17 protein-coding genes, 2 tRNA genes and 1 pseudogene are annotated in these 21,233 nt (G+C 59.8%); 18 read left to right on the top strand and 2 right to left on the bottom strand.

Translation table 11 applies throughout. The features are described from left to right. Window positions 1-55 precede the first annotated feature (55 nt). Window positions 56-628: a peptidoglycan L,D-endopeptidase MepK gene (gene mepK, locus KQ940_RS12880; RefSeq protein WP_217414059.1), complete on the top strand. Its 573-nt coding sequence runs from the start codon at window positions 56-58 to the stop codon at window positions 626-628. Window positions 629-643: 15 nt separating this feature from the next. On the opposite strand, the gene KQ940_RS12875 is transcribed toward mepK, so the two are convergent. Beyond that, complete coding sequence (locus KQ940_RS12875; protein ID WP_217414058.1) at window positions 644-2,611, bottom strand: methyl-accepting chemotaxis protein; 1,968 nt, start codon at window positions 2,609-2,611, stop codon at window positions 644-646. 349 nt (window positions 2,612-2,960) lie between these two features. On the opposite strand from KQ940_RS12875, the gene carA reads away from it, so the two are divergent. From carA to greA, 3 genes are all read left to right on the top strand, one after another. Further along, window positions 2,961-4,091, top strand: a complete 1,131-nt coding sequence (gene carA / locus KQ940_RS12870; protein WP_217414057.1) for a glutamine-hydrolyzing carbamoyl-phosphate synthase small subunit — start codon at window positions 2,961-2,963, stop codon at window positions 4,089-4,091. A 66-nt stretch (window positions 4,092-4,157) separates the two neighbouring features. Continuing rightward, window positions 4,158-7,379: a carbamoyl-phosphate synthase large subunit gene (gene carB / locus KQ940_RS12865; RefSeq protein ID WP_217414056.1), complete on the top strand. Its 3,222-nt coding sequence runs from the start codon at window positions 4,158-4,160 to the stop codon at window positions 7,377-7,379. After that, window positions 7,376-7,852 carry a transcription elongation factor GreA gene (gene greA / locus KQ940_RS12860; protein ID WP_217414055.1) on the top strand — a complete coding sequence of 159 codons (477 nt, stop codon included), beginning with the start codon at window positions 7,376-7,378 and terminating at the stop codon, window positions 7,850-7,852. Before carB ends, greA begins: the two co-directional genes overlap by 4 nt. A 60-nt stretch (window positions 7,853-7,912) precedes the next feature. On the opposite strand, the gene KQ940_RS12855 is transcribed toward greA, so the two are convergent. Next, window positions 7,913-8,215: a YhbY family RNA-binding protein gene (locus tag KQ940_RS12855; RefSeq protein WP_217414053.1), complete on the bottom strand. Its 303-nt coding sequence runs from the start codon at window positions 8,213-8,215 to the stop codon at window positions 7,913-7,915. 94 nt (window positions 8,216-8,309) lie between these two features. Here KQ940_RS12855 and KQ940_RS12850 point away from each other — a divergent pair. The 14 genes and pseudogenes from KQ940_RS12850 to rpsO all read left to right on the top strand — a co-directional run bounded on the left by KQ940_RS12850 (window position 8,310) and on the right by rpsO (window position 21,225). After that, a pseudogene (locus tag KQ940_RS12850) lies at window positions 8,310-8,766 on the top strand (SAM-dependent methyltransferase). Window positions 8,767-8,896: 130 nt separating this feature from the next. After that, window positions 8,897-10,912 carry an ATP-dependent zinc metalloprotease FtsH gene (ftsH, locus tag KQ940_RS12845; protein WP_217414052.1) on the top strand — a complete coding sequence of 672 codons (2,016 nt, stop codon included), beginning with the start codon at window positions 8,897-8,899 and terminating at the stop codon, window positions 10,910-10,912. 136 nt (window positions 10,913-11,048) lie between these two features. Next, on the top strand, window positions 11,049-11,915 hold the full coding sequence (folP, locus tag KQ940_RS12840) for a dihydropteroate synthase (RefSeq protein ID WP_217414051.1): 867 nt from the start codon (window positions 11,049-11,051) through the stop codon (window positions 11,913-11,915). Beyond that, window positions 11,912-13,261, top strand: a complete 1,350-nt coding sequence (gene glmM, locus KQ940_RS12835) for a phosphoglucosamine mutase (protein WP_217414050.1) — start codon at window positions 11,912-11,914, stop codon at window positions 13,259-13,261. The genes folP and glmM overlap by 4 nt, the downstream gene beginning before the upstream one ends. A gap of 45 nt (window positions 13,262-13,306) precedes the next feature. Continuing rightward, entirely contained in the window at window positions 13,307-14,083 is a 777-nt protein-coding gene (gene tpiA, locus KQ940_RS12830; protein WP_217414049.1) for a triose-phosphate isomerase, read from the top strand. 4 nt (window positions 14,084-14,087) lie between these two features. Then, a complete protein-coding gene (gene secG / locus KQ940_RS12825) occupies window positions 14,088-14,474 on the top strand; it encodes a preprotein translocase subunit SecG (protein WP_217414048.1) in 387 nt (128 codons plus the stop codon). Window positions 14,475-14,486: 12 nt separating this feature from the next. After that, window positions 14,487-14,572: transfer RNA gene (locus tag KQ940_RS12820), tRNA-Leu, on the top strand. A gap of 48 nt (window positions 14,573-14,620) precedes the next feature. Beyond that, a tRNA-Met gene (locus KQ940_RS12815) sits at window positions 14,621-14,697 on the top strand. Between the two features lie 215 nt (window positions 14,698-14,912). Continuing rightward, window positions 14,913-15,368, top strand: coding sequence for a ribosome maturation factor RimP (gene rimP / locus KQ940_RS12810; RefSeq protein ID WP_217414047.1), 456 nt, complete (start codon window positions 14,913-14,915; stop codon window positions 15,366-15,368). A gap of 32 nt (window positions 15,369-15,400) precedes the next feature. After that, a complete protein-coding gene (gene nusA / locus KQ940_RS12805; RefSeq protein ID WP_217414046.1) occupies window positions 15,401-16,891 on the top strand; it encodes a transcription termination factor NusA in 1,491 nt (496 codons plus the stop codon). A 27-nt stretch (window positions 16,892-16,918) separates the two neighbouring features. After that, entirely contained in the window at window positions 16,919-19,447 is a 2,529-nt protein-coding gene (gene infB, locus KQ940_RS12800) for a translation initiation factor IF-2 (protein WP_217414044.1), read from the top strand. A 33-nt stretch (window positions 19,448-19,480) separates the two neighbouring features. Continuing rightward, a complete protein-coding gene (gene rbfA, locus KQ940_RS12795) occupies window positions 19,481-19,885 on the top strand; it encodes a 30S ribosome-binding factor RbfA (protein ID WP_217414042.1) in 405 nt (134 codons plus the stop codon). Between the two features lie 2 nt (window positions 19,886-19,887). Continuing rightward, complete coding sequence (gene truB / locus KQ940_RS12790) at window positions 19,888-20,841, top strand: tRNA pseudouridine(55) synthase TruB (RefSeq protein ID WP_217414041.1); 954 nt, start codon at window positions 19,888-19,890, stop codon at window positions 20,839-20,841. A gap of 114 nt (window positions 20,842-20,955) precedes the next feature. After that, window positions 20,956-21,225, top strand: coding sequence for a 30S ribosomal protein S15 (gene rpsO, locus KQ940_RS12785; protein ID WP_188749319.1), 270 nt, complete (start codon window positions 20,956-20,958; stop codon window positions 21,223-21,225). The last annotated feature ends 8 nt before the right edge of the window (window positions 21,226-21,233 follow it).

Here is a 21,233-nt window from a genome sequence, read left to right as displayed (position 1 = left end):
GAGTGAACATCAACAGTACCGGATCGATTGAACCGACACCCAGAGGTAGTAACGAGTGCCGTTCAAAAGCAGTACGAGGTCAGCCGCACCTCTCTCCCGCCGCGGCTTTCTTAAAGGCCTTGCAGTTACCGCTGCAGGGCTTCATATCCCCAAAACCCTGGCCGCAATGCCGCGTGAACATGAACGCAGTATCGCCTTGCATAACCTGCATACCGGTGAAAAAGCGAAACTGATCTACTGGGAGCAGGGGCAGTATCTGGATGACAGCCTGGCCGAGCTGAACTATCTGTTGCGCGATTTTCGAACCGGTGACGTGCACCCGATAGATCCGGCGTTGATCGATATGTTGCATATCTTGCGTATGAGGGCCGGCCGCACGGCGCCGTTCGAGATCATCTCCGGCTACCGCTCTCCCAAGACCAACTCCATGCTCAGCTCAAAAAGCAGCGGTGTGGCCAAGCGCAGTCTGCATATGGAGGGGCAGGCTCTGGATATCCGCCTGCCTGGCCAGGATCTACACAAGCTACACCAGAGTGCAGTCGATCTGAAGGTCGGTGGCGTCGGGCTGTATAGCAAGTCCAATTTCGTTCACATCGACACAGGGCGGGTGCGCTACTGGGGTAGCTGACCCGCAGGGTTCGATTTAGCGGAACTGACTGACCAACGCATTCAGCGCTTTGCTGGTCTCGCCCAGAGTGCCGGCAAAGCGCTGATTATTTTCAGCTTCCGCCGCCGACTGGCGGGAGAGCTCCGCCGAGGCGTGGATAACCGCCGCGATCTCCGAGGTGACAGCGGACTGCTGCTCAGTAGCGGAGGCGATCATCGCGCTCATATCGTTGATGTTGGCGATTGCGGTACGGATCCGGTCCATCGCTTCACCGGCTTCCTCGGCGCGGTGTACAGTGGACTGTACCGACTCCTGTTGAATATTCATGCGTTCGGTTGCGGCTTTCGAGGCCTTATCCAGCTTCTCGGTAATACGGCGGATCTGCTCCGCCGAGCTGGCGGTGCTGGCGGCCAGGTTACGCACCTCATCGGCGACCACGGCAAATCCGCGCCCGGCTTCTCCGGCGCGCGCCGCCTCGATTGCGGCGTTCAGCGCCAGCAGGTTGGTCTGTTCGGCGAAGCCTTCTATCACCGTCAGCACATTGCTGATTGCCAACGCATCGGCGCGCAGTTCCTCCAGTGCTGCAGCGGTGTCCCGGGCTTCGCTGCTGAGCAGCGTAATGCTCTGGCGGGTCTGGTCCAGCGCTTGTGTGCCCTGGTTCGCCAGTTCATGGGCGTCGTGGGTCGCCGTGCTGGTGCGTGCGGCGTTGCCGGCGACTTCATGGAAGGAACTGTTGAGTTGCTCCATCTGGGTGGCGGCGTTCTCGGTTTGCAGCTGCTGAGCGGAGACAATCTGCTCGAGGCTCTGGGAGCTGCTGACCGCCTCGCCCTGCAGCTGATTCAGGCGGCTGGTCTGCTGATGAATCTGCTGGATCAGCCGCTGGAAGTAACTTTGCAGCTGATGCACTGACTGTTTCAGACTCTGTGCTTCGCTGAAGCGGCTGTTCAGCTCGAAGGTACCGTTCAGGTCGCCATTGGCCAGTTTATCGATATAGCGGCTGCTCAGCGTCAGCAGGGTGGCCAAGCGATTCTGCAACAGGGTCATGCTGGCACCGGTCAAGACGATCAGCGCCATGCAGACGCCCAATACCCAGTAAACCAGGTTGAGGATCTTCTCGTAGCGGGCGTTGATGACGCTTTCCATTTGGGTCAGCGTGGTTTCCAGCAGTTCAAGTTGACTCAATGCATTATGACGGCTGGTGCTTTTGAGCTGGGCAAACTTGCTCGCGTTCTCCATCTCTTTCGGGTAACGCCCCTGCAGCGAGTGCAGAGCCGAGGTCAGCTCCTCAGCCTTGTCGGCCGCTTCACCCTGGTTGTCATTCGACCAGCCCATCAGTGCTGCCATCTCGTCCACCTCATGCTCCTCGACGACGCCGAGATTGGGCAACTGCACCAGGCTATCGGTGCTGCTTTTGAGTTCGTCGAGGTAGAGGTTCAGCGTTTTTTCGGTATCGCTGTCCGGATGTTTGAAGTAGCTCTCCCGGGTCAGGGTGAGTCGGTGCAGGCTGCGCTGGGCGGCTGCCAGGCTGCGCAGGTAATCGATACGCAGCTTGGCGTCGGCGTTGGCGGCCTCATCGACATAGTCGCGTAGTGAGGAGAGCGTGTCCGACTGTTCGCGTTCGTTGATGATCAACAGGGCCTCGGGGTCGGCGAGCTTGCCGGCTTCGCGCAGTTCGACAAGCACTTCATCCCTGATGCTGGACAGGCGCGTTTCGACGTCGCTACGAACCTGCTCCGGCATCCAGGCACTGCTGTCACTGCTGTCGGTCATGGCGTTCAGATTTTCGCCAAGCAGGCTAAGCAGGGTCGCGTCGCCGCTGTCGAGGTAGGCATTGATCGGTTGCTGTACCTGCTGTTGTACCTGCTTGCGGTATTCGCTGTAATGAAGGGTCTGGCTGAAGGCGGTGCTGAGCTGGTCCAGAGCCCAGATCAGTGCGCCGGCCATAAGCAAAACGATCAGGATGAGCGCAGCGCTGGCGCCACGGGCAAGATGGGATATTTTCATCTCAATAAGAGGCCTTGGGTACTGCGGTTAAGGAGATTCTTACAACTGATGTAGGAACGCAGTCTATGACGGGTAAGTTTCAAAAATGTTACATGACCCAGAGAGTGGGTGATGAGGCGCTGGCTGACTATGCTGTCCATTCGCGTGGACATTCACACGACCATACACTAAAATACCGCCGGTTTTGCCCGCAGGGTCCGCGGGACTTATTACTAAAGACGCAGAATTCATTCCTAAGCGAGGTAGCCTACAGGTTTCACCTCGCTTTTTTGCACGTATACAAGACGTCGGAACTCTGCGCTCTTTCCAGATTCGACGATAATTTTAAGCGCACGCGCGGGAGGTTCAATTGACGCGACCAGCCATTCTAGCCCTTGAAGATGGCAGCATATTCAGGGGGGTAGCGATTGGCGCCGATGGTGAGTCCAGTGGTGAGGTGGTGTTCAACACCTCGATGACCGGATATCAGGAGATTTTGACCGACCCCTCCTACTGCCGGCAGATCGTCACCCTAACTTACCCCCATATCGGTAACGTGGGCGTCAACGTCGAAGACGAAGAGTCGCGTCAGACCTGGGTTGCCGGTCTGGTGATTCGTGACCTGCCGTTGCTGGCCAGCAACTTCCGCAGCGAAAAGGCACTGGACGAGTATCTCCGCGATAACAATATCGTCGGTATCGCTGATATCGATACCCGTCGTCTGACCCGAATCCTGCGTGAGAAAGGTGCGCAGAACGGCTGCATCATGGCCGGCGAGATCGATGAGGAGAAAGCGCTGGCTGCTGCGCGCGCCTTCCCTGGCCTGAAGGGGATGGACCTGGCGAAAGTGGTCAGTGTCGCCGAATCCTATGACTGGCATTCCACTACCTGGGAGTTGGGTGTGGGCCACGAGGAGCGTAGCGACGCTGACCTGCCTTACCACGTCGTGGCGTTCGATTACGGCGTCAAATCCAATATTCTACGCATGCTGGTCGAGCGTGGTTGCCGCCTGACCGTGGTGCCGGCGCAGACCCCGGCTTCCGAGGTGCTGGCGCTGAATCCTGACGGCGTGTTCCTCTCCAACGGCCCCGGCGACCCTGAACCCTGCGACTATGCGATCAACGCGATCGGCGAGATTCTCGACACCGGTCTGCCGGTGTTCGGTATCTGTCTCGGCCATCAGCTGCTGGCGCTGGCCTCTGGTGCGCGTACCGTGAAGATGAAGTTCGGTCATCACGGTGCCAACCATCCGGTGCAGGATCTGGACAACAAGCATGTGATGATCACCAGTCAGAACCACGGCTTTGCGGTGGACGAGACGACCCTGCCGGAAACGCTGCGCGCGACCCACAAGTCGCTGTTTGACGGTTCGCTGCAGGGGATCGAACGCACCGACCGTCCGGCGTTCAGCTTCCAGGGACACCCGGAGGCGAGCCCTGGCCCGCACGATGTGGCACCGCTGTTTGATCGTTTTGTCGAGCTGATGCGAGCCCGTGCCTGAGCCCTTGCCCGAGCGTAAGTTGCCAGACAGTCCCCGAACAGAAACAGATATGACCGGTTAAATCAGATGCCAAAACGTACGGACATAAACAGTATTCTCATCCTCGGCGCGGGCCCGATCGTCATCGGTCAGGCGTGCGAGTTCGACTATTCCGGTGCCCAGGCGTGCAAGGCGCTGCGCGAGGAGGGTTACCGCGTTATCCTGGTCAACTCCAACCCGGCCACCATCATGACCGATCCGGCGATGGCGGATGCCACCTACATCGAGCCGATCAACTGGAAGACCGTTGCCAAGATCATCGAGAAGGAGCGCCCCGATGCGCTGCTGCCGACCATGGGAGGCCAGACCGCGCTGAACTGTGCGCTGGACCTCGACCGTGAGGGCGTGTTGGCCGAGTTCGGCGTCGAGATGATCGGTGCCACCCAGGATGCCATCGACAAGGCGGAAGATCGCGAGCGCTTCGACAAGGCGATGAAGAACATCGGCCTGGAGTGCCCGCGTGCGGCGATCGCGCACAGCATGGAGGAGGCGCTGCAGGTGCTGGACTCCATCGGTTTCCCGGCGATCATCCGTCCCTCCTTTACCATGGGCGGCTCCGGTGGCGGTATCGCCTACAACCGCGAAGAGTTCATCGAGATCTGCGAGCGCGGTCTGGACCTGTCGCCGACCAACGAACTGCTGATCGACGAGTCGCTGATCGGCTGGAAAGAGTACGAGATGGAGGTCGTTCGCGACAGGAACGACAACTGCATCATCGTCTGCTCGATCGAAAACTTCGATGCCATGGGTGTGCATACCGGTGACTCCATCACCGTGGCGCCGGCGCAGACGCTGACCGACAAGGAGTACCAGATCATGCGTAACGCATCGATCGCGGTACTGCGCGAGATCGGTGTTGAAACCGGTGGCTCCAACGTCCAGTTCGGTGTCGATCCGAAGACCGGTCGCATGGTCGTTATCGAGATGAATCCGCGTGTGTCGCGCTCTTCGGCACTGGCGTCCAAAGCTACCGGTTTCCCGATCGCCAAGATCGCGGCCAAACTGGCGGTGGGTTACACCCTGGATGAGCTGCAGAACGATATCACCGGCGGTCGTACCCCGGCCTCGTTCGAGCCGGCGATCGACTATGTCGTGACCAAGATCCCGCGTTTTACCTTCGAGAAGTTTCCCCAGGCCAACGACCGTCTGACCACACAGATGAAGTCGGTGGGCGAGGTGATGGCGATCGGCCGCACCCAGCAGGAGTCGCTGCAGAAAGCGCTGCGCGGTCTGGAGGTGGGGTCGGTCGGCTTCGATCCCATCGTTGACCTGAATGCCGAAGACGCACGTACCGATATCGTGCGCGAGCTGACCCAGCCGGGCGCTCAGCGTATCTGGTACATCGGCGATGCCTTCCGTCTCGGCATGAGTGTCGATGAGATCTACAAGCTCAGCGGTGTCGATCCCTGGTTCCTGGTGCAGATCGAAGATCTGCTCAAGGACGAACAGCGGGTTTCCGAGACGGCGCTGAGTGATCTGGATCGCGACCAGATCTTCCGCCTCAAGCGCAAGGGCTTTTCCGATGCGCGTCTGGCGCAGCTGCTCGGCGTGTCCGAGAAACAGTTCCGCAAGCATCGCCAGGCGATGGATGTGCGCCCGGTGTTCAAGCGTGTCGATACCTGCGCGGCCGAGTTTGCCACCGATACCGCCTACATGTACTCCACCTACGAGGAGGAGTGTGAGGCCAACCCGTCTGATCGCGAGAAGATCATGGTGATCGGCGGCGGCCCGAACCGTATCGGTCAGGGGATCGAGTTTGACTATTGCTGCGTACATGCGGCGCTGGCGGCGCGGGAAGACGGTTACGAGACCATCATGGTCAACTGCAACCCGGAAACCGTGTCCACCGACTACGACACCTCCGACCGCCTGTTCTTCGAGCCGATCACGCTGGAAGATGTACTGGAGATCGTCAACGTCGAGAAGCCCAAGGGCGTGATCGTCCAGTACGGCGGCCAGACCCCGCTGAAACTGGCGGTGGCGCTGGAAGCGGCCGGCGTACCGATCATCGGTACCCCGCCGGAAGCGATCGACCGTGCCGAAGATCGCGAGCAGTTCCAGCAGATGATCAAGCGTCTGGGACTGAAACAGCCGGAAAACGCCACCGTGCGCAGTCTGGAAGAGGCGGTGATCGAGGCGGAGAAGATCGGTTACCCGCTGGTGGTGCGCCCCTCCTACGTGCTCGGCGGTCGCGCCATGGAGATCGTCTACAAAGAGGACGAGCTGCGCCGCTACATGAACACCGCGGTGCAGGTCTCCAACGATGCGCCGGTACTGCTGGATCACTTCCTCAATGCGGCGATCGAGGTCGATATCGATGCGGTCAGCGACGGCAAGACCGTGGTGATCGGTGCGATCATGCAGCATATCGAGCAGGCCGGGGTGCACTCCGGTGATTCCGCCTGCTCGCTGCCGCCGTACAACCTGGCGGCGGACGTGCAGGACGAGATGCGCGAGCAGGTGCGCAAGATGGCACTGGAACTCGGCGTGATCGGGCTGATGAACGTGCAGCTGGCCTACCAGGATGGCGAGATCTACGTGATCGAGGTTAACCCGCGCGCATCCCGTACCGTGCCGTTCGTGTCCAAGTGCATCGGTGTATCCCTGGCCAAGATCGCGGCGCTGGTGATGACCGGCAAGACTCTGCAGGAGCTCGGTTTCACCGAAGAGATCGTGCCGACCTACTTCAACGTCAAGGAAGCGGTGTTCCCGTTCAACAAGTTCCCTGGCGTCGACCCCATTCTCGGCCCGGAGATGAAGTCCACCGGTGAGGTGATGGGTACGGGTGCCAGCTTCGGCGAAGCGTTCATGAAGGCGCAGCTTGGTGCCGGCGAGAAACTGCCGCGCAAGGGCAAGGCGTTCATCTCCGTACGTGATGTGGACAAGGCTGGCGTTGTCGACGTGGCTCGCGATCTGGTAGAACTGGGCTTCGGTATTGTGGCGACAGCCGGTACCTCGGCGCTGCTCGAACAGGCGGGTCTGGCTGTCGAGCGCGTGAACAAGGTTGCCGAAGGTCGCCCCAATATTGTCGATATGCTGAAGAACGGCGAGATCGCCTACGTCATCAATACCACCGAAGGGCGTAAAGCGATCGCGGATTCGGCGGAGATTCGTCGTTCAGCACTGCAGCACAAGGTACCTTACACCACTACGTTGGCCGGTGCGGCGGCAACTGCCGAGGCGCTGAAGTATGGTGAGGAGAAAACCGTGCGGCGTCTGCAGGATATTCATGCAGGAGTAGCGGAATGAAGCGAGTACCGATGACCGTCGCCGGCGAGAAAAAACTGCGCGATGAGCTGAATCACTTGAAAACCGTCGATCGCCCCCGGGTGATCGGCGCCATTGCCGAGGCGCGTGAACACGGCGATCTGAAGGAGAACGCCGAATATCACGCGGCGCGTGAGCAGCAGGGCTTTATCGAGGGGCGTATTCGCGAGATCGAGCACAAGCTGTCGCTGGTGCAGGTGATCGACGTTACCGCTATCGATCACACCGGCAAGGTGATCTTTGGCACTACGGTGGAACTGATCAACTTGGATACCGAAGCCACCGTGCGTTACCAGATCGTCGGGGACGATGAGGCCGATATCAAGGCGGGCAAGATCTCCGTCAACTCGCCGATCGCCCGTGCGCTGATCGGCAAGGAGGAGGGGGATATCGCGGCCGTCGATACGCCGGCCGGTACCGCCGAGTACGAGATCGCCGAAGTGCTGCATATCTGACCGATAGTCAGTCATTAAAAAACCGCCCAAGGGCGGTTTTTTAATGACTGCGTGATGGGATCAGCGCAGCAGGTTGGACAGTTTCGGGTTCGGTGACCGGGATGCGCGGTAGAGCAGGGCGATGTTGCCGATCTCCTGCACCAGCGTAGCCTCGACGATGTCGCACAGCTCGCGAATCAGCGCTTTTTTGACGTCGCGATCGCCGACCGCGAACTTAACCTTGATCAGCTCGTGATCCTCGAGGGCGCGATCGACCTCCAGCTGGATGTTCTCGGTCAGACCGTTGCCGGCGACCATGACGATCGGATTCAGGTTGTGTCCCAGGGTGCGGAACTGCTTCTTTTGCTCGGGGGTCAAGCTCATACTAGAATACGGTGCCTCGTTAAAAGGGGTGTCCCCGTTTGGGGTGTAGTGCAATTTTAACCGAGTTGCTGTCGATAGAGTAGCGATTGGGCGGATGGAGCAGATTTGCCAGGTGGCAAAATCGAAATGCGGCGTCCGATGGTGGAAGGAACATTTTGATGGCCGGTACGTCAAATGTTCTAAGGGATCCGGTTACCACTCACGTGCCAGCTGCAAGCTGCTCGAAATCGATCTGAAAGACCGTCTGCTCAACCCGATGGGCGCGGGTGGACCTTGTAATCTCCGATATGGCCCCAATATGAGTGGTAACGCTTCTATTGATCAATCCGTAGCAATGCCCTTGATAGAGCTGGCGCTGGATCTGGCGTGTGAAGTGCTCGAGCCAGGTGGGCAGCATCTGGTAAACGTGTCCTCGGGAGAGGGGGGCGACACTTGCTTGCGCGATAGGCGCGAGAGCTTTTTTGATACAGTGTTGATGGCGCAAGCCGGAGGCATCGCGAGCGCGCTCGCGGGAAGTTTATCTGCTCTGCAAGGGGTTCAAGGGCAGATAACCTATTGACCGGGCTGGGCGCGCATGCTCAGCTTGATCGTACTAGACGAACTCAGCATGCCCTCGTCGGACGCAGGTGTCTGGCGGGTGTCGAGGATTAAGAGAGAACCGAGGGTAGTTCATTGAACGATATGGCAAAAAACCTGGTGCTTTGGCTGGTGATCGCGGCCGTGCTGTTGACCGTGTTCAACAACTTCAGCACTGAGACCGATTCGCGCCGCATTACCTATTCCGATTTCGTAGCAGAGGTACAGGCGGATCGCGTCGCCAAGGTCACGATCGATGGCTACACCATTGTCGGTCAGCGCACCAATGGTGATCGTTTCGAGACGATTCGTCCGGCGGCGGAAGATCCGAAGCTGATCGACGATCTGATCCAGCACGATGTCGTCATCGAGGGTAAGCAGCCCGAGCGGCAGAGCATCTGGACTCAACTGCTGGTTGCGTCCTTCCCGATCCTGGTCATTATCGCGGTGTTCATGTTCTTCATGCGCCAGATGCAGGGCGGTGGCGGCGGCAAGGGCGGGCCGATGTCGTTCGGCAAGTCCAAGGCGCGCATGATGGCCGAAGATCAGATCAAGACCACCTTCGACGACGTGGCCGGCGTCGAGGAGGCCAAGGAGGAGGTGGCCGAGCTGGTCGATTATCTGCGCGATCCCGGCAAGTTCCAGCGTCTGGGTGGCCATATCCCTCGTGGCGTGCTGATGTCCGGCTCACCGGGTACGGGTAAGACCCTGCTGGCCAAGGCGATTGCCGGTGAGGCCAAGGTGCCCTTCTTCAGTATCTCCGGTTCCGACTTCGTCGAGATGTTCGTCGGTGTCGGTGCCTCCCGTGTGCGTGACATGTTCGATCAGGCGAAGAAACATGCACCCTGCATTATCTTTATCGACGAGATCGACGCGGTCGGTCGCCACCGTGGTGCCGGTATGGGCGGCGGTAACGACGAACGTGAGCAGACGCTGAACCAGCTGCTGGTGGAGATGGACGGTTTCGAAGGTACCGAAGGGATCATCGTCATCGCCGCCACCAACCGACCCGATGTGCTCGACCAGGCGCTGCTGCGTCCCGGGCGCTTCGACCGCCAGGTGCATGTGGGCCTGCCCGATATTCGCGGTCGAGAGCAGATTCTCAAAGTGCATATGCGCAAGGTGCCGCTGGGGGACGATGTCAAACCCGAGCTGATTGCGCGCGGTACGCCGGGCTTCTCCGGTGCGGATCTGGCCAACCTGGTCAACGAGGCGGCGCTGTTTGCGGCACGTGAGAGCCGCCGCACCGTAAGCATGGAGCAGTTCGAGAAGGCCAAGGACAAGATCATGATGGGCGCCGAGCGCAAGTCGATGGTGATGTCCTACAAGGAGCGGCTGAATACCGCTTATCACGAGGCGGGACATGCCATCATCGGCCGCCTGATGCCGGAGCATGATCCGGTGTACAAGGTCTCGATCATCCCTCGCGGGCGCGCGCTGGGTGTCACCATGTTCCTGCCGGAGGAGGATCGTTACAGCCATAACCGCCAGTCGATCATTTCGCAGATCTGCTCGCTGTATGGCGGTCGTATCGCCGAGGAGCTGACCCTGGGTAAAGAGGGGGTGACCACCGGCGCGTCCAACGATATCCAGAAGGCCACCATGCTGGCGCGCAATATGGTGACCAAGTGGGGGCTGACCGATGACCTGGGACCGCTGCTCTATGGGGACGAAGACGACGACCCGTTCGGTCGTAGTATGGGGCAGGCGGCTCGGTCGATGTCCGAGCAGACCCAGCAGCGCATCGACGCCGAGGTACGCCGCATCATCGATGAGTGTTACAAAACGGCTCGTCAGCTTCTGATCGACAACCGGGATATTCTCGATGCCATGGCCGACGCGCTGATGAAGTATGAAACCATCGGCTCCGATCAGCTGGATCAGTTGATGAAGCGCCAGCAGGTCTCTCCGCCCGAGGGGTGGGTCGAGGCGCAGGAGCGGGCTGATCGTGCCGAGCGCGATATCGAACAGGCGCGCCAGGCCAAGCAGGAGCCGGACGATGCCGACGGTTCCGGGCAGGTGGATGCTGAACGTGGCTCGGACGACACGCCGGACACTGATCGGAGCTCGGGTAGTGATGACCTGCGGGACTCCGATTCCGAAGGCCCTCGGCCGAGCTGAGCGAAGGCCGCTACCGGGTACTTGTGATGGGCCCGGTGGCATCAGGTCGTTCTGATCTTAGTTAGAATAGAAGCCAGCTTAGTGCTGGCTTCTGTGTTTATCCCAAACTGCGGCCAATTGGCAGGAGCTGCAAGCGATGACCCAATTGAAGTGCGCTTCCCGCACGCTGGACCTGAGCAGAGTCCAGGTGATGGGGATCCTCAACGTAACCCCTGATTCCTTTTCCGATGGCGGGCACCTGTATCGAGCCTCGAAACTGTCCGTCGAACAGGCGCTGGTGCATGCTGCGGCCATGTTGTCCGATGGCGCGAGTATGATCGATGTGGGCGGGGAGTCGACCCGTCCCGGCGCTGCCCCGGTCAGCGTCCAGGAGGAGCTCGATCGGGTCATTCCGGTTATCGAGCGGCTGACGGCGGAGCTGGATGTGGTGGTGTCGGTGGATACCAGTGCGCCGGAGGTGATGCGCGAAGCGGCGGCGGCGGGCGCGGGGCTGATCAATGATGTCCGTTCCCTGGCGCGCGAGGGCGCACTTGAGGCCGTGGCAAAAACCGATCTGCCGGTCTGTCTGATGCATATGCAGGGCGTCAGTCCGGCGACGATGCAACTGGCGCCGAGTTACGAAGATATTCTGGCCGAGGTGAGTGATTTTCTGTCCCGGCAGGTGGCGCGTTGTGTCACGGCGGGCATAGCGCGCGAACGGATAGTGCTCGATCCCGGTTTCGGCTTTGGCAAGACGCTCGAGCACAACCTGACCCTGTTGCGGCGTATGAATGAGCTTGATGCCCTTGGGCTACCGCTGCTGGTGGGTACCTCGCGTAAATCGATGATTGGTCAGGCGCTGGGGCGCGAGGTGGATAGCCGTCTCGCCGGCAGTCTGGCGACCGTTGCCTTGGCGGTGGAGCGCGGCGGGCGTATTATCCGCGTCCACGATGTGGCTGCCACGGTCGACGTGGTACGCATGACCGAAGCGGTTTTGTACGGATGTGAGCAGGAGCAGGCATGAGCAGACGCTATTTTGGTACCGATGGCATCCGGGGGAGGGTAGGGCAGTTTCCGATTACGCCCGATTTCATGATTAAGCTCGGCTGGGCAGCGGGCTGCGTATTTGCGCGCTCCGGACAGAGCAGAATCGTGATCGGCAAGGATACCCGGATCTCCGGTTATATGTTCGAGTCTGCGCTCGAGGCCGGTTTGTCGGCGGCGGGCGTTGATGTTCTGCTGACTGGACCGATGCCGACGCCCGCTGTGGCGTATCTGACCCGCACCTTCAGGGCCAGCGCCGGTATTGTAATCAGTGCCTCGCACAATCCCTTCGACGATAACGGCATCAAGTTCTTCTCGGCCCAGGGCACCAAGCTGCCCGATGAGGTGGAGCAGGCGATCGAAGCGCAGATGGATCTGCAGATGTCCACGGCCTCTTCGGACAGGTTGGGCAAAGCGCGTCGTATCGACGATGCGGCGGGGCGCTACATCGAGTTCTGCAAATCCACCGGCGGTGGAAACCTCAACCTGCGCGGACTGAAGGTTGTCATCGATTGCGCCAATGGCGCTACCTATCATGTGTCGCCCAAAGTGTTTGCCGAGCTTGGCGCTGAGGTGATCGAGATCGCCTCCTCGCCGGACGGATTGAATATCAATGAGGGCTGTGGTGCGACCTCGCCTAAAACCCTGCAGAAGATTGTCGTCGCCGAAGGCGCGGATCTGGGTATAGCGCTGGACGGTGATGGCGATCGATTGATCCTGGTCGATCATACCGGTGCCGTTGTCGATGGCGATGAAATCCTGTTTATCATCGCCAACGCGATGCGCGAGCAGGGTGTATTCGAGGGTGGCGTAGTGGGTACGCTGATGTCCAACTTCGGTCTCGAGCAGGCGTTCAAGCGGCTGAATATCCCGTTTGTACGGGCCGCGGTGGGGGATCGTTACGTCATGGAGCAGCTGGCGCAGCACAACTGGCTGCTGGGCGGCGAGAGTTCCGGGCATGTGGTATGTCGGCATCTGATCTCCACCGGCGACGGTACCGTATCGGCGGTTCAGGTGCTCAAGGCGATGGCCGATAGCGGCAGATCGTTGAGCGACCTGAAACAGGGGATGAGCAAGCTGCCGCAGGTGATGATCAATGTGCGTTTGGCGCGACGGGTGTCGCTGGCGGGCAATGCCGACCTGGAGAAAGCGGTCGCGGCGGCGGAATCGCGGCTGGGCGATAGCGGCCGTGTGCTGCTGCGGCCGTCGGGTACCGAGCCGGTGGTCAGGGTCATGGTTGAGGGTGAGGATGGGACGCTTGTCGATACCGTGTGCCGGGAACTTGCTGAAAAGGTGGAAAATATTCTGTCAGCGCTTGTAAGTTGAAAGTCGCTCAGTTAAGATTTGCGCCTCTTTCGTAAGGGGGTCCCGATGCGCAAGACGCTGGTAGCTGGAAACTGGAAGATGAACGGGCGCGTCGTTCAAAATGACGAGCTTGTCACCACCGTTCTGGCAGGTCTGGCAGAGCAGGCGCTGACGGAGCAGGTAGATGTGATGGTGTTTCCACCGTCCGTTTACATCGCCCAGGTAGAGGCCGCAACTCGAGAGAGTGCGCTCTCCGTGGGTGCACAAAACCTTTGCGAGTTTGCTGATGGTGCCTATACCGGTGAGCTGTCGGCGGAGATGCTGGTGGATGTCGGCTGCTCTGCAGTGCTGATCGGTCATTCCGAGCGGCGTGCGATGTTCGGAGATGACGAACAGCGTGTTGCGGAGAAAGTGAAGGCCGCGCTGGTGGCAGGTTTGACTCCCGTGCTATGTCTCGGTGAGTCGCTCGAGCAGCGTGATGCCGAGCAAACCCTGTCGGTGGTAACGGAGCAGTTCAAGAGTGCTGTCGCAGGCTTGAAATTGCCTGAAATCACTCGGTTGGTCTTGGCTTACGAGCCGGTTTGGGCGATCGGTACCGGGCGCACGGCAACTCCCGAGCAGGCGCAAGAGGTTCATGCCCATCTGCGAGTTCTGCTGGCCGAGTATGGTCAGAGTGTCGCCGATACGGTGAGAGTGCTGTACGGCGGTAGTGTAAATGCGGATAATGCCGCAGCCCTGTTCGCGCAGCAGGATATAGATGGCGGGCTGATTGGTGGCGCGTCGTTGAAAGCTAAAGATTTCCTGGCCATCTGCCAAGCGGCAGCGGTCGGTCGAGACGGTTGATAAGATGGAATCACTGGTTCTGATAGTGCATGTGTTGCTGGCGATCGCGATCATCTCGCTGGTTTTGCTGCAACAGGGTAAGGGCGCTGAGGCAGGTGCATCCTTCGGTGGAGGAGCCTCCCAGACCGTCTTCGGTAGTCGCGGTAGCAGCAGCTTTTTGGGTCGTGTGACCGCTGTATTGGCTGCCGGTCTGTTTGTGACGAGTTTTGCGCTGGCGGTCTACGCCAAGCAGAAAGCATCAAGTGTAAATGATGCTGGTATTCCAGCGGCGGAAGTGATTGAATCTGCTGCGGAAGCGCAGGGTCAGGATGCTCTGCCGGTGCTGGAAGAAGCGAAGTCTGCTGATGGCGACGTGCCGAGCGAAAGCGACGTACCGGCGGCAAATCAGTAGCAGAAAAGTTTAGCCCAAGTGGTGGAATTGGTAGACACGCTATCTTGAGGGGGTAGTGTCCCTAGGACGTGCCGGTTCGAGTCCGGCCTTGGGCACCAAGTTGTAAAATCGGCAGGTTGTGGATATAATGTCGCACCTGTTTCTGATGCGGGGTGGAGCAGTCTGGTAGCTCGTCGGGCTCATAACCCGAAGGTCGTTGGTTCAAATCCAGCCCCCGCTACCACGTTTTGGAAGTGAGCTGATAGCTCGTTAGCATCACTTTCATGAACACGGGGCGAAGATCATCGAGTGTGATCTTGTGTTTCCCGATTGAGGTTTAGATTGAGCCCCTTTTCAGGGGCTTTTTCGTAGCTAAACATAAGGCGTTGGTGCCTCGTCAGAAATGGGTCCTCGAGCGACCCATTTTTCGTTTCAGGCACCTGTCAAGGTGGGGTGTCAGTGTCAGCCAAGCTGAAGCATCTGCAGGAACTGTTCGAGCCGGCCGTCGTGGGTCTGGGCCTCGAACTCTGGGGCGTCGAATTTCATTCGGCAGGTAACAAAAGTCTGTTGCGTATCTATATCGATGGTCCGGAAGGTGTGACCGTTGATGACTGCGCGCGAGTGAGTCACCAGGTGAGCGGTATTCTGGATGTCGAAGATCCGATCAGCGAACAGTACACGCTGGAGGTTTCCTCGCCCGGGATGGATCGCCCACTTTATACACTGAAGCAGTTTGAGGCTTTCAGGGGCCACAAGGTGCAGATCAAGTTGCGCGTCCCGTTCGAAGGGCGACGCAATTTCAAAGGCATATTGAACGGGGTCGAAGGCGACGAAGTGCTGTTGATTGTTGACGATGAAGAGTATCTGCTGCCGATCGATTATATCGATCGCGCCAACGTGATCCCCCAGATTTAACAACGGTTCGAGGTTTTGGGCGAGGCAATGGTATGAACAAAGAGATTCTACTGGTTGCAGAAGCTGTTTCTAACGAGAAGGACGTATCCAAAGGGGTGATCTTCGAGGCGATCGAAGTGGCTCTGGCGACCGCGACCAAGAAACGCTACGACGAAGAAGCGGATATCCGCGTGGTGATCGATCGTGCTACCGGCGACTACGAAACCTTTCGCCGCTGGCTGGTGGTCAGCAATGATGAGGTCCCGGCGCTGGGTACCGAGCTGACCCTGGAAGAGGCGCTGGAGATCGATCCGAACCTCAAGCCCGGCGATACCTGGGAAGAGAAGGTCGAGTCGGTCAAGTTCGGCCGTATTGCGGCGCAGACCGCCAAGCAGGTGATCGTGCAGAAGGTTCGCGAAGCCGAACGCGCCAAGGTGGTGGAGCTGTATCGTGACCGCCAGGGTGAGCTGATCGCCGGTACCGTCAAGAAGGTGACACGCGACAACATTATTGTGGACCTGGGCAACAACGCCGAGGCACTGCTGCCGCGCGAGTTCCTGATTCCGCGCGAGAGCTTCCGCATGGGCGACCGTGTCCGTGCGGTGCTGCAGGAGGTGCGGGCAGAGGGGCGTGGGCCGCAGCTGATTTTGAGCCGTACCTCGTCGGAGATGCTGATCGAGCTGTTCCGCATCGAGGTACCGGAGATCGCCGAAGAGGTGATCGAGATCCGTGCGGCGGCGCGGGATCCCGGTGCGCGCGCCAAGATCGCGGTGAAGACCAACGATGGCCGTATCGACCCGATCGGTGCCTGTGTCGGTATGCGTGGTTCACGCGTGCAGGCAGTATCCAACGAGCTGGGCGGCGAGCGTGTCGATATCGTGCTTTGGGACGACAACCCGGCGCAGCTGGTGATCAACGCCATGGCTCCGGCCGAGGTGGCCTCCATCGTAATCGATGAAGACACGCACTCCATGGATGTAGCGGTGGCGGAGGACGCGCTGGCGATGGCGATCGGCCGTAGTGGTCAGAACGTACGTCTGGCGTCGGAATTGACCGGCTGGGAGCTCAACGTAATGAGCGAAGCCGATGCTGCAGCCAAGCAGCAGTCCGAGATCGGTTCGATCCTGGAGCTGTTCATGAAGCATCTGGATGTGGATGAGGAGCTGGCCGAGATCCTGGTCGAAGAGGGTTTCACCTCGCTGGAAGAGGTAGCTTACGTCCCGGTCGACGAGATGCTGGAGATCGAAGGCTTTGACGAGGATATCGTCGAAGCGCTGCGTGCCCGTGCCAAGGACGCGCTGCTGAATCTGGCGATCGCCAGCGAAGAGCAGCTCGGCGATGCGGAGCCGGCAGAGGATCTGCTGGGAATGGACGGTATGGATAAGCACCTGGCCTACCAGTTGGCTGCTGCCGGTATCGTCACGATGGAAGATCTGGCGGAGCAGGGTGTTGAAGATCTGCTCGAGATCGAGGGTATGAATGAAGCGAGGGCGGCCGAGTTGATCATGACCGCACGCGCCCCCTGGTTTGCAGAGCAACAGTAACCCCCAACGGAGGAGGAGAGACCATTTATGGCAGAAGTCACGGTTAAACAACTTGCCGATGTGGTTGGTGTATCCGTTGAGCGTTTGCTGAAGCAGATGCAGGAAGCGGGCATTGATGACAAACACGACAGCTCGATGGTATCTGAGCACGAGCGTCAGTCGCTGTTGGCCTACCTGAAGCGTAGCCACGGTGAAGAAACCGACTCGGGTGAACCGAAGAAGATCACCCTGAAGCGCAAGACCACCTCGCAGTTGAAGGTGGCAGGTGCCTCGGGCAAGCGCAAGACGGTCAACATCGAGGTGCGCAAGAAGCGTACCTACGTCAAACGCACCGAGCTTGAAGAGCAGAAGGACGACGAAGTCGTAGCGGCCGAGACCGAGCAGGCAACTGAAGTAGCGACCGCGGTTGAGGCTCCGGTCGAGACTGCTGCACAGGCGGAGCCTGCAGCTGTAGAAACTGCGCTTGAAGCGGAACCTGCGGTGGCTGCGGCCGAAGCGAAAGTGGAAGCCGAAGCCAAGCCGGCAGTGGAACCTCAGGTACAAGCTGAAATCGTCAAGCCGGCACCGGTGGCTGCCGAAGTGGCGGCAGAGCCGAAGCGTGACGATGCGCCGCGGCGTAAGGATAAGGAGCGCAGCAAGGGCAAGCACTTCGCCAGCGACGACCAGCCGCGCAAAGGCAAGGGCCGAGGCTTTGATGACGATGAGCGCGGTTCTCGTCGTGGCGGTAAGGCGGGCAAGCGTGGCGCCCGGGGCCGTACCCAGCCCAACGTTCACGGCTTCGAGAAGCCGACCGCTCCTGTCGTGCATGAGGTCAGCATTCCGGAGAGCATCACCGTAGCGGATCTGGCGAAGAAGATGTCGATCAAAGCCGCGGAAGTGATCAAGGTGATGTTCAAAATGGGCGCCATGGCGACCATCAACCAGGTGATCGATCAGGATACCGCGATCCTCGTGGTAGAGGAGATGGGTCATGTGGCCAAGCCGATGCAGGAGAATGCGATCGAGGATGCGCTGATCGAGAGCGTCCAGGCTCAGCAGGGCGAGGAGCAGCCGCGTGCACCGGTGGTCACCGTCATGGGTCACGTCGACCACGGTAAGACCTCGCTGCTCGACCATATCCGTCGTACCCGCGTGGCGGCCGGCGAATCCGGTGGTATCACCCAGCATATCGGTGCCTACCATGTGGAAACCGATAACGGCATGATCACCTTCCTCGATACCCCGGGACACGCAGCGTTTACCGCCATGCGCGCGCGCGGTGCTCAGCTGACCGATATCGTGATCCTGGTCGTGGCGGCGGATGACGGTGTCATGCCGCAGACCGAAGAGGCGGTACAGCACGCCAAGGCCGCGGGTGTGCCGCTGGTGGTGGCGGTGAACAAGATCGATAAGCCGGAAGCGGATCCCGACCGGGTCAAGAGCGAGCTGTCCCAGCTCGACGTTATCTCCGAAGAGTGGGGTGGCGACGTACAGTTTGCCCACGTTTCGGCGAAAACCGGTGAAGGGATCGACGACCTGCTCGACAAGGTGCTGCTGCAGGCCGAGGTACTCGAGCTCAAGGCTGTGCCCGAAGCGCCGGCGCAGGGTGTGGTGGTCGAGTCCCGTCTCGACAAGGGGCGCGGTCCCGTATCCACCATCCTGGTACAGAACGGCACCCTGAAGAAGGGCGATATCGTGCTGGCCGGCCTGCATTATGGCCGCGTCCGTGCGATGCTGGATGAGTCCGGTGCGCAGATCGAAACGGCCGGCCCCGCCATCCCGGTGGAGATCCAGGGCCTGGACGGTACGCCGGATGCCGGTGACGAGTTCACCGTAGTGTCCAGCGAGAAGAAAGCGCGTGAAGTGGCGCTGTTCCGTCAGGGTAAATACCGCGAGATCAAACTGGCGCGTCAGCAGAAGGCCAAGCTGGAGAACCTGTTCTCCAACATGCAGGCTGGCGAGGTCAAGTCGCTGAACATCGTGTTGAAGGCTGACGTACGTGGCTCTCTGGAGGCGCTGACTCAGGCGCTGCAGGATCTCTCCACCGACGAGGTCAAGGTCACCATCGTCTCCAGCGGTGTCGGCGGTATCGGTGAGACCGATGCCAACCTGGCGCTGGCGTCTTCGGCGATCCTGATCGGCTTCAACGTGCGTGCCGATGCGCAGGCCCGTGCCATCGTCGAGCGGGAAGAGCTTGAGCTGCGCTACTACAGCGTCATCTACGACATCATCGACGACGTCAAGCAGGCGATGGTGGGGCTGCTGTCACCGGAATACCGCGAGGATATCGTCGGTATCGCCGAGGTTCGCGACGTATTCCGTTCGCCGAAGCTGGGTGCGATTGCCGGCTGTATGGTCATCGAGGGCACCGTGTACCGCAACAAGCGTATTCGTGTCCTGCGCGACAACGTGGTGATCTACGAGGGTGAGCTGGAGTCTCTGCGTCGCTTCAAGGATGCGGTGGCCGAAGTACGCCAGGGTATGGAGTGCGGTATCGGCGTCAAGAACTACAATGACGTCAAGGTCGGCGACCAGATCGAGGTCTACGACACCGTCGAAGTTCAGCGTACCCTGTAATTAGCCTGACCTGCAGGTAGGAAAGAGAGCCGTATGGCACGAGAGTTCAAACGTACCGACCGGGTGGCGGACCAGATCCAGCGCGATCTGGCCGTCCTGATCCAGCGCGAGATCAAGGATCCGCGTCTGGGGATGGTCACCATCAGCCATGCCAAGGTCAGCAAGGACCTTGGCTATGCCGATGTCTATGTCACGGTGATGCCGTTTGGCGACCAGGAGGAGGCTGAAGCGATCAAGGCATCGCTGAAAGTGCTCAACTCGGCCGCCGGCTTCCTGCGCTCGGAACTGGCCCGCGGCATCAAGCTGCGGATCATGCCGCAGTTGCGCTTCCATTTCGATGAGAGCGTGGAGCGTGGACGCCGCCTGCATAGCCTGATCGAAAGCGCTTACCAGCAGGAGAAAACGCGCCCGCAGAACGACTCGGATAGCGAGGAATAGGCATGGCGCGTAAACCAAAAGGACGCCGCATCGACGGCGTCTTTTTGCTGGATAAGCCCGGCGGACTCTCCTCCAATGGCGCGCTGCAGAGGGTAAAACGGCTCTATGGTGCGGCCAAGGCGGGGCATACCGGTGCTCTCGATCCGCTGGCCACCGGCATGCTACCGATCTGCCTGGGTGAGGCGACGAAGTATTCGCAGTTTCTGCTTGATTCGGACAAGCGCTACCGCACCACCGCCAAGTTGGGGGTGCGCACCGACAGCAGCGATGCCGACGGTGAGGTGGTCGAAACCAAACCGGTGCCGACCGACCTGACCCGTGAACGGATCGAAGTGCTGCTCGAGCAGCACTTCAGCGGCCAGATCGAGCAGGTGCCGTCAATCTATTCGGCGCTCAAGCTCAACGGCCAGCCGCTGTACAAACTGGCGCGCAAGGGGATCGAGGTCGAGGTCAAGCCGCGGCAGGTGAATATCCACGAGATCAAACTGCTCGATCTGCGCGCGGATGAGCTGGATCTTGAGGTTTACTGCTCCAAGGGCACCTACATCCGCAGCATCGTCGAGGATCTCGGCCTGCTGCTCGGCTGCGGCGCCCATGTCAGCATGCTGCGTCGGATCGAGACCGGTCCCTACCGGGAAGCGATGATGATGACGCTGGAGCAGTTGCAGGCACTGGCAGAACCTCGCGAGGGGGATGATCTGGAGTGCATACAAGCGCGTCTGGATCAGGTATTATTGCCGCCTTGGACCGCAGTGGTCAGCCTGCCGGCACTGGAGTTGAGTGAGGAGCAGGCCAAGGCGCTGCAATGTGGTCAGGGTTGCTCGGCGATATTCGAGCAGCGTGGCCAGGTCAGACTGTTTATTGCCGGCAGCGAAACCTTTATCGGGGTCGGCGAAGTGTCGGAGGACGGGTTGCTGAAGCCGAAACGGCTGATGAGCACGGCACCGGCCGAGTGAATTGTTCCGGAACGCCGGGGCATCGACGCTGGACTGAAAATATGCTCGGTCCAGCGCGTCTTGAAACCAGCAGCGGATTGAGTCCGTTGCGTGCATATTATGAGGAGCTGAATAATGTCTCTGAGCGTTGAACAGAAAGCGCAGATCGTTGCTGATTTTGGTCGTGGTGAAGGCGATACCGGTTCTCCGGAAGTGCAGGTTGCACTGCTGACCGCCAACATCCAGGGTCTGCAGGGCCACTTCCAGGCTCACAAGCAGGACCACCACTCTCGTCGCGGTCTGATCCGGATGGTAAACCAGCGTCGCAAGCTGCTGGACTACCTGAAGAAGAAAGATGCTGACCGTTACCTCGAGCTGATCGGGCGTCTGGGTCTGCGTCGCTAAAACCGCGT

Source organism: Marinobacterium ramblicola (genome assembly GCF_019084545.1).
Classification (GTDB): domain Bacteria; phylum Pseudomonadota; class Gammaproteobacteria; order Pseudomonadales; family Balneatricaceae; genus Marinobacterium_D; species Marinobacterium_D ramblicola.
The sequence above is the reverse complement of the archived record's forward strand: the minus strand, read 5'-3'. Positions and strand labels throughout refer to the sequence as shown.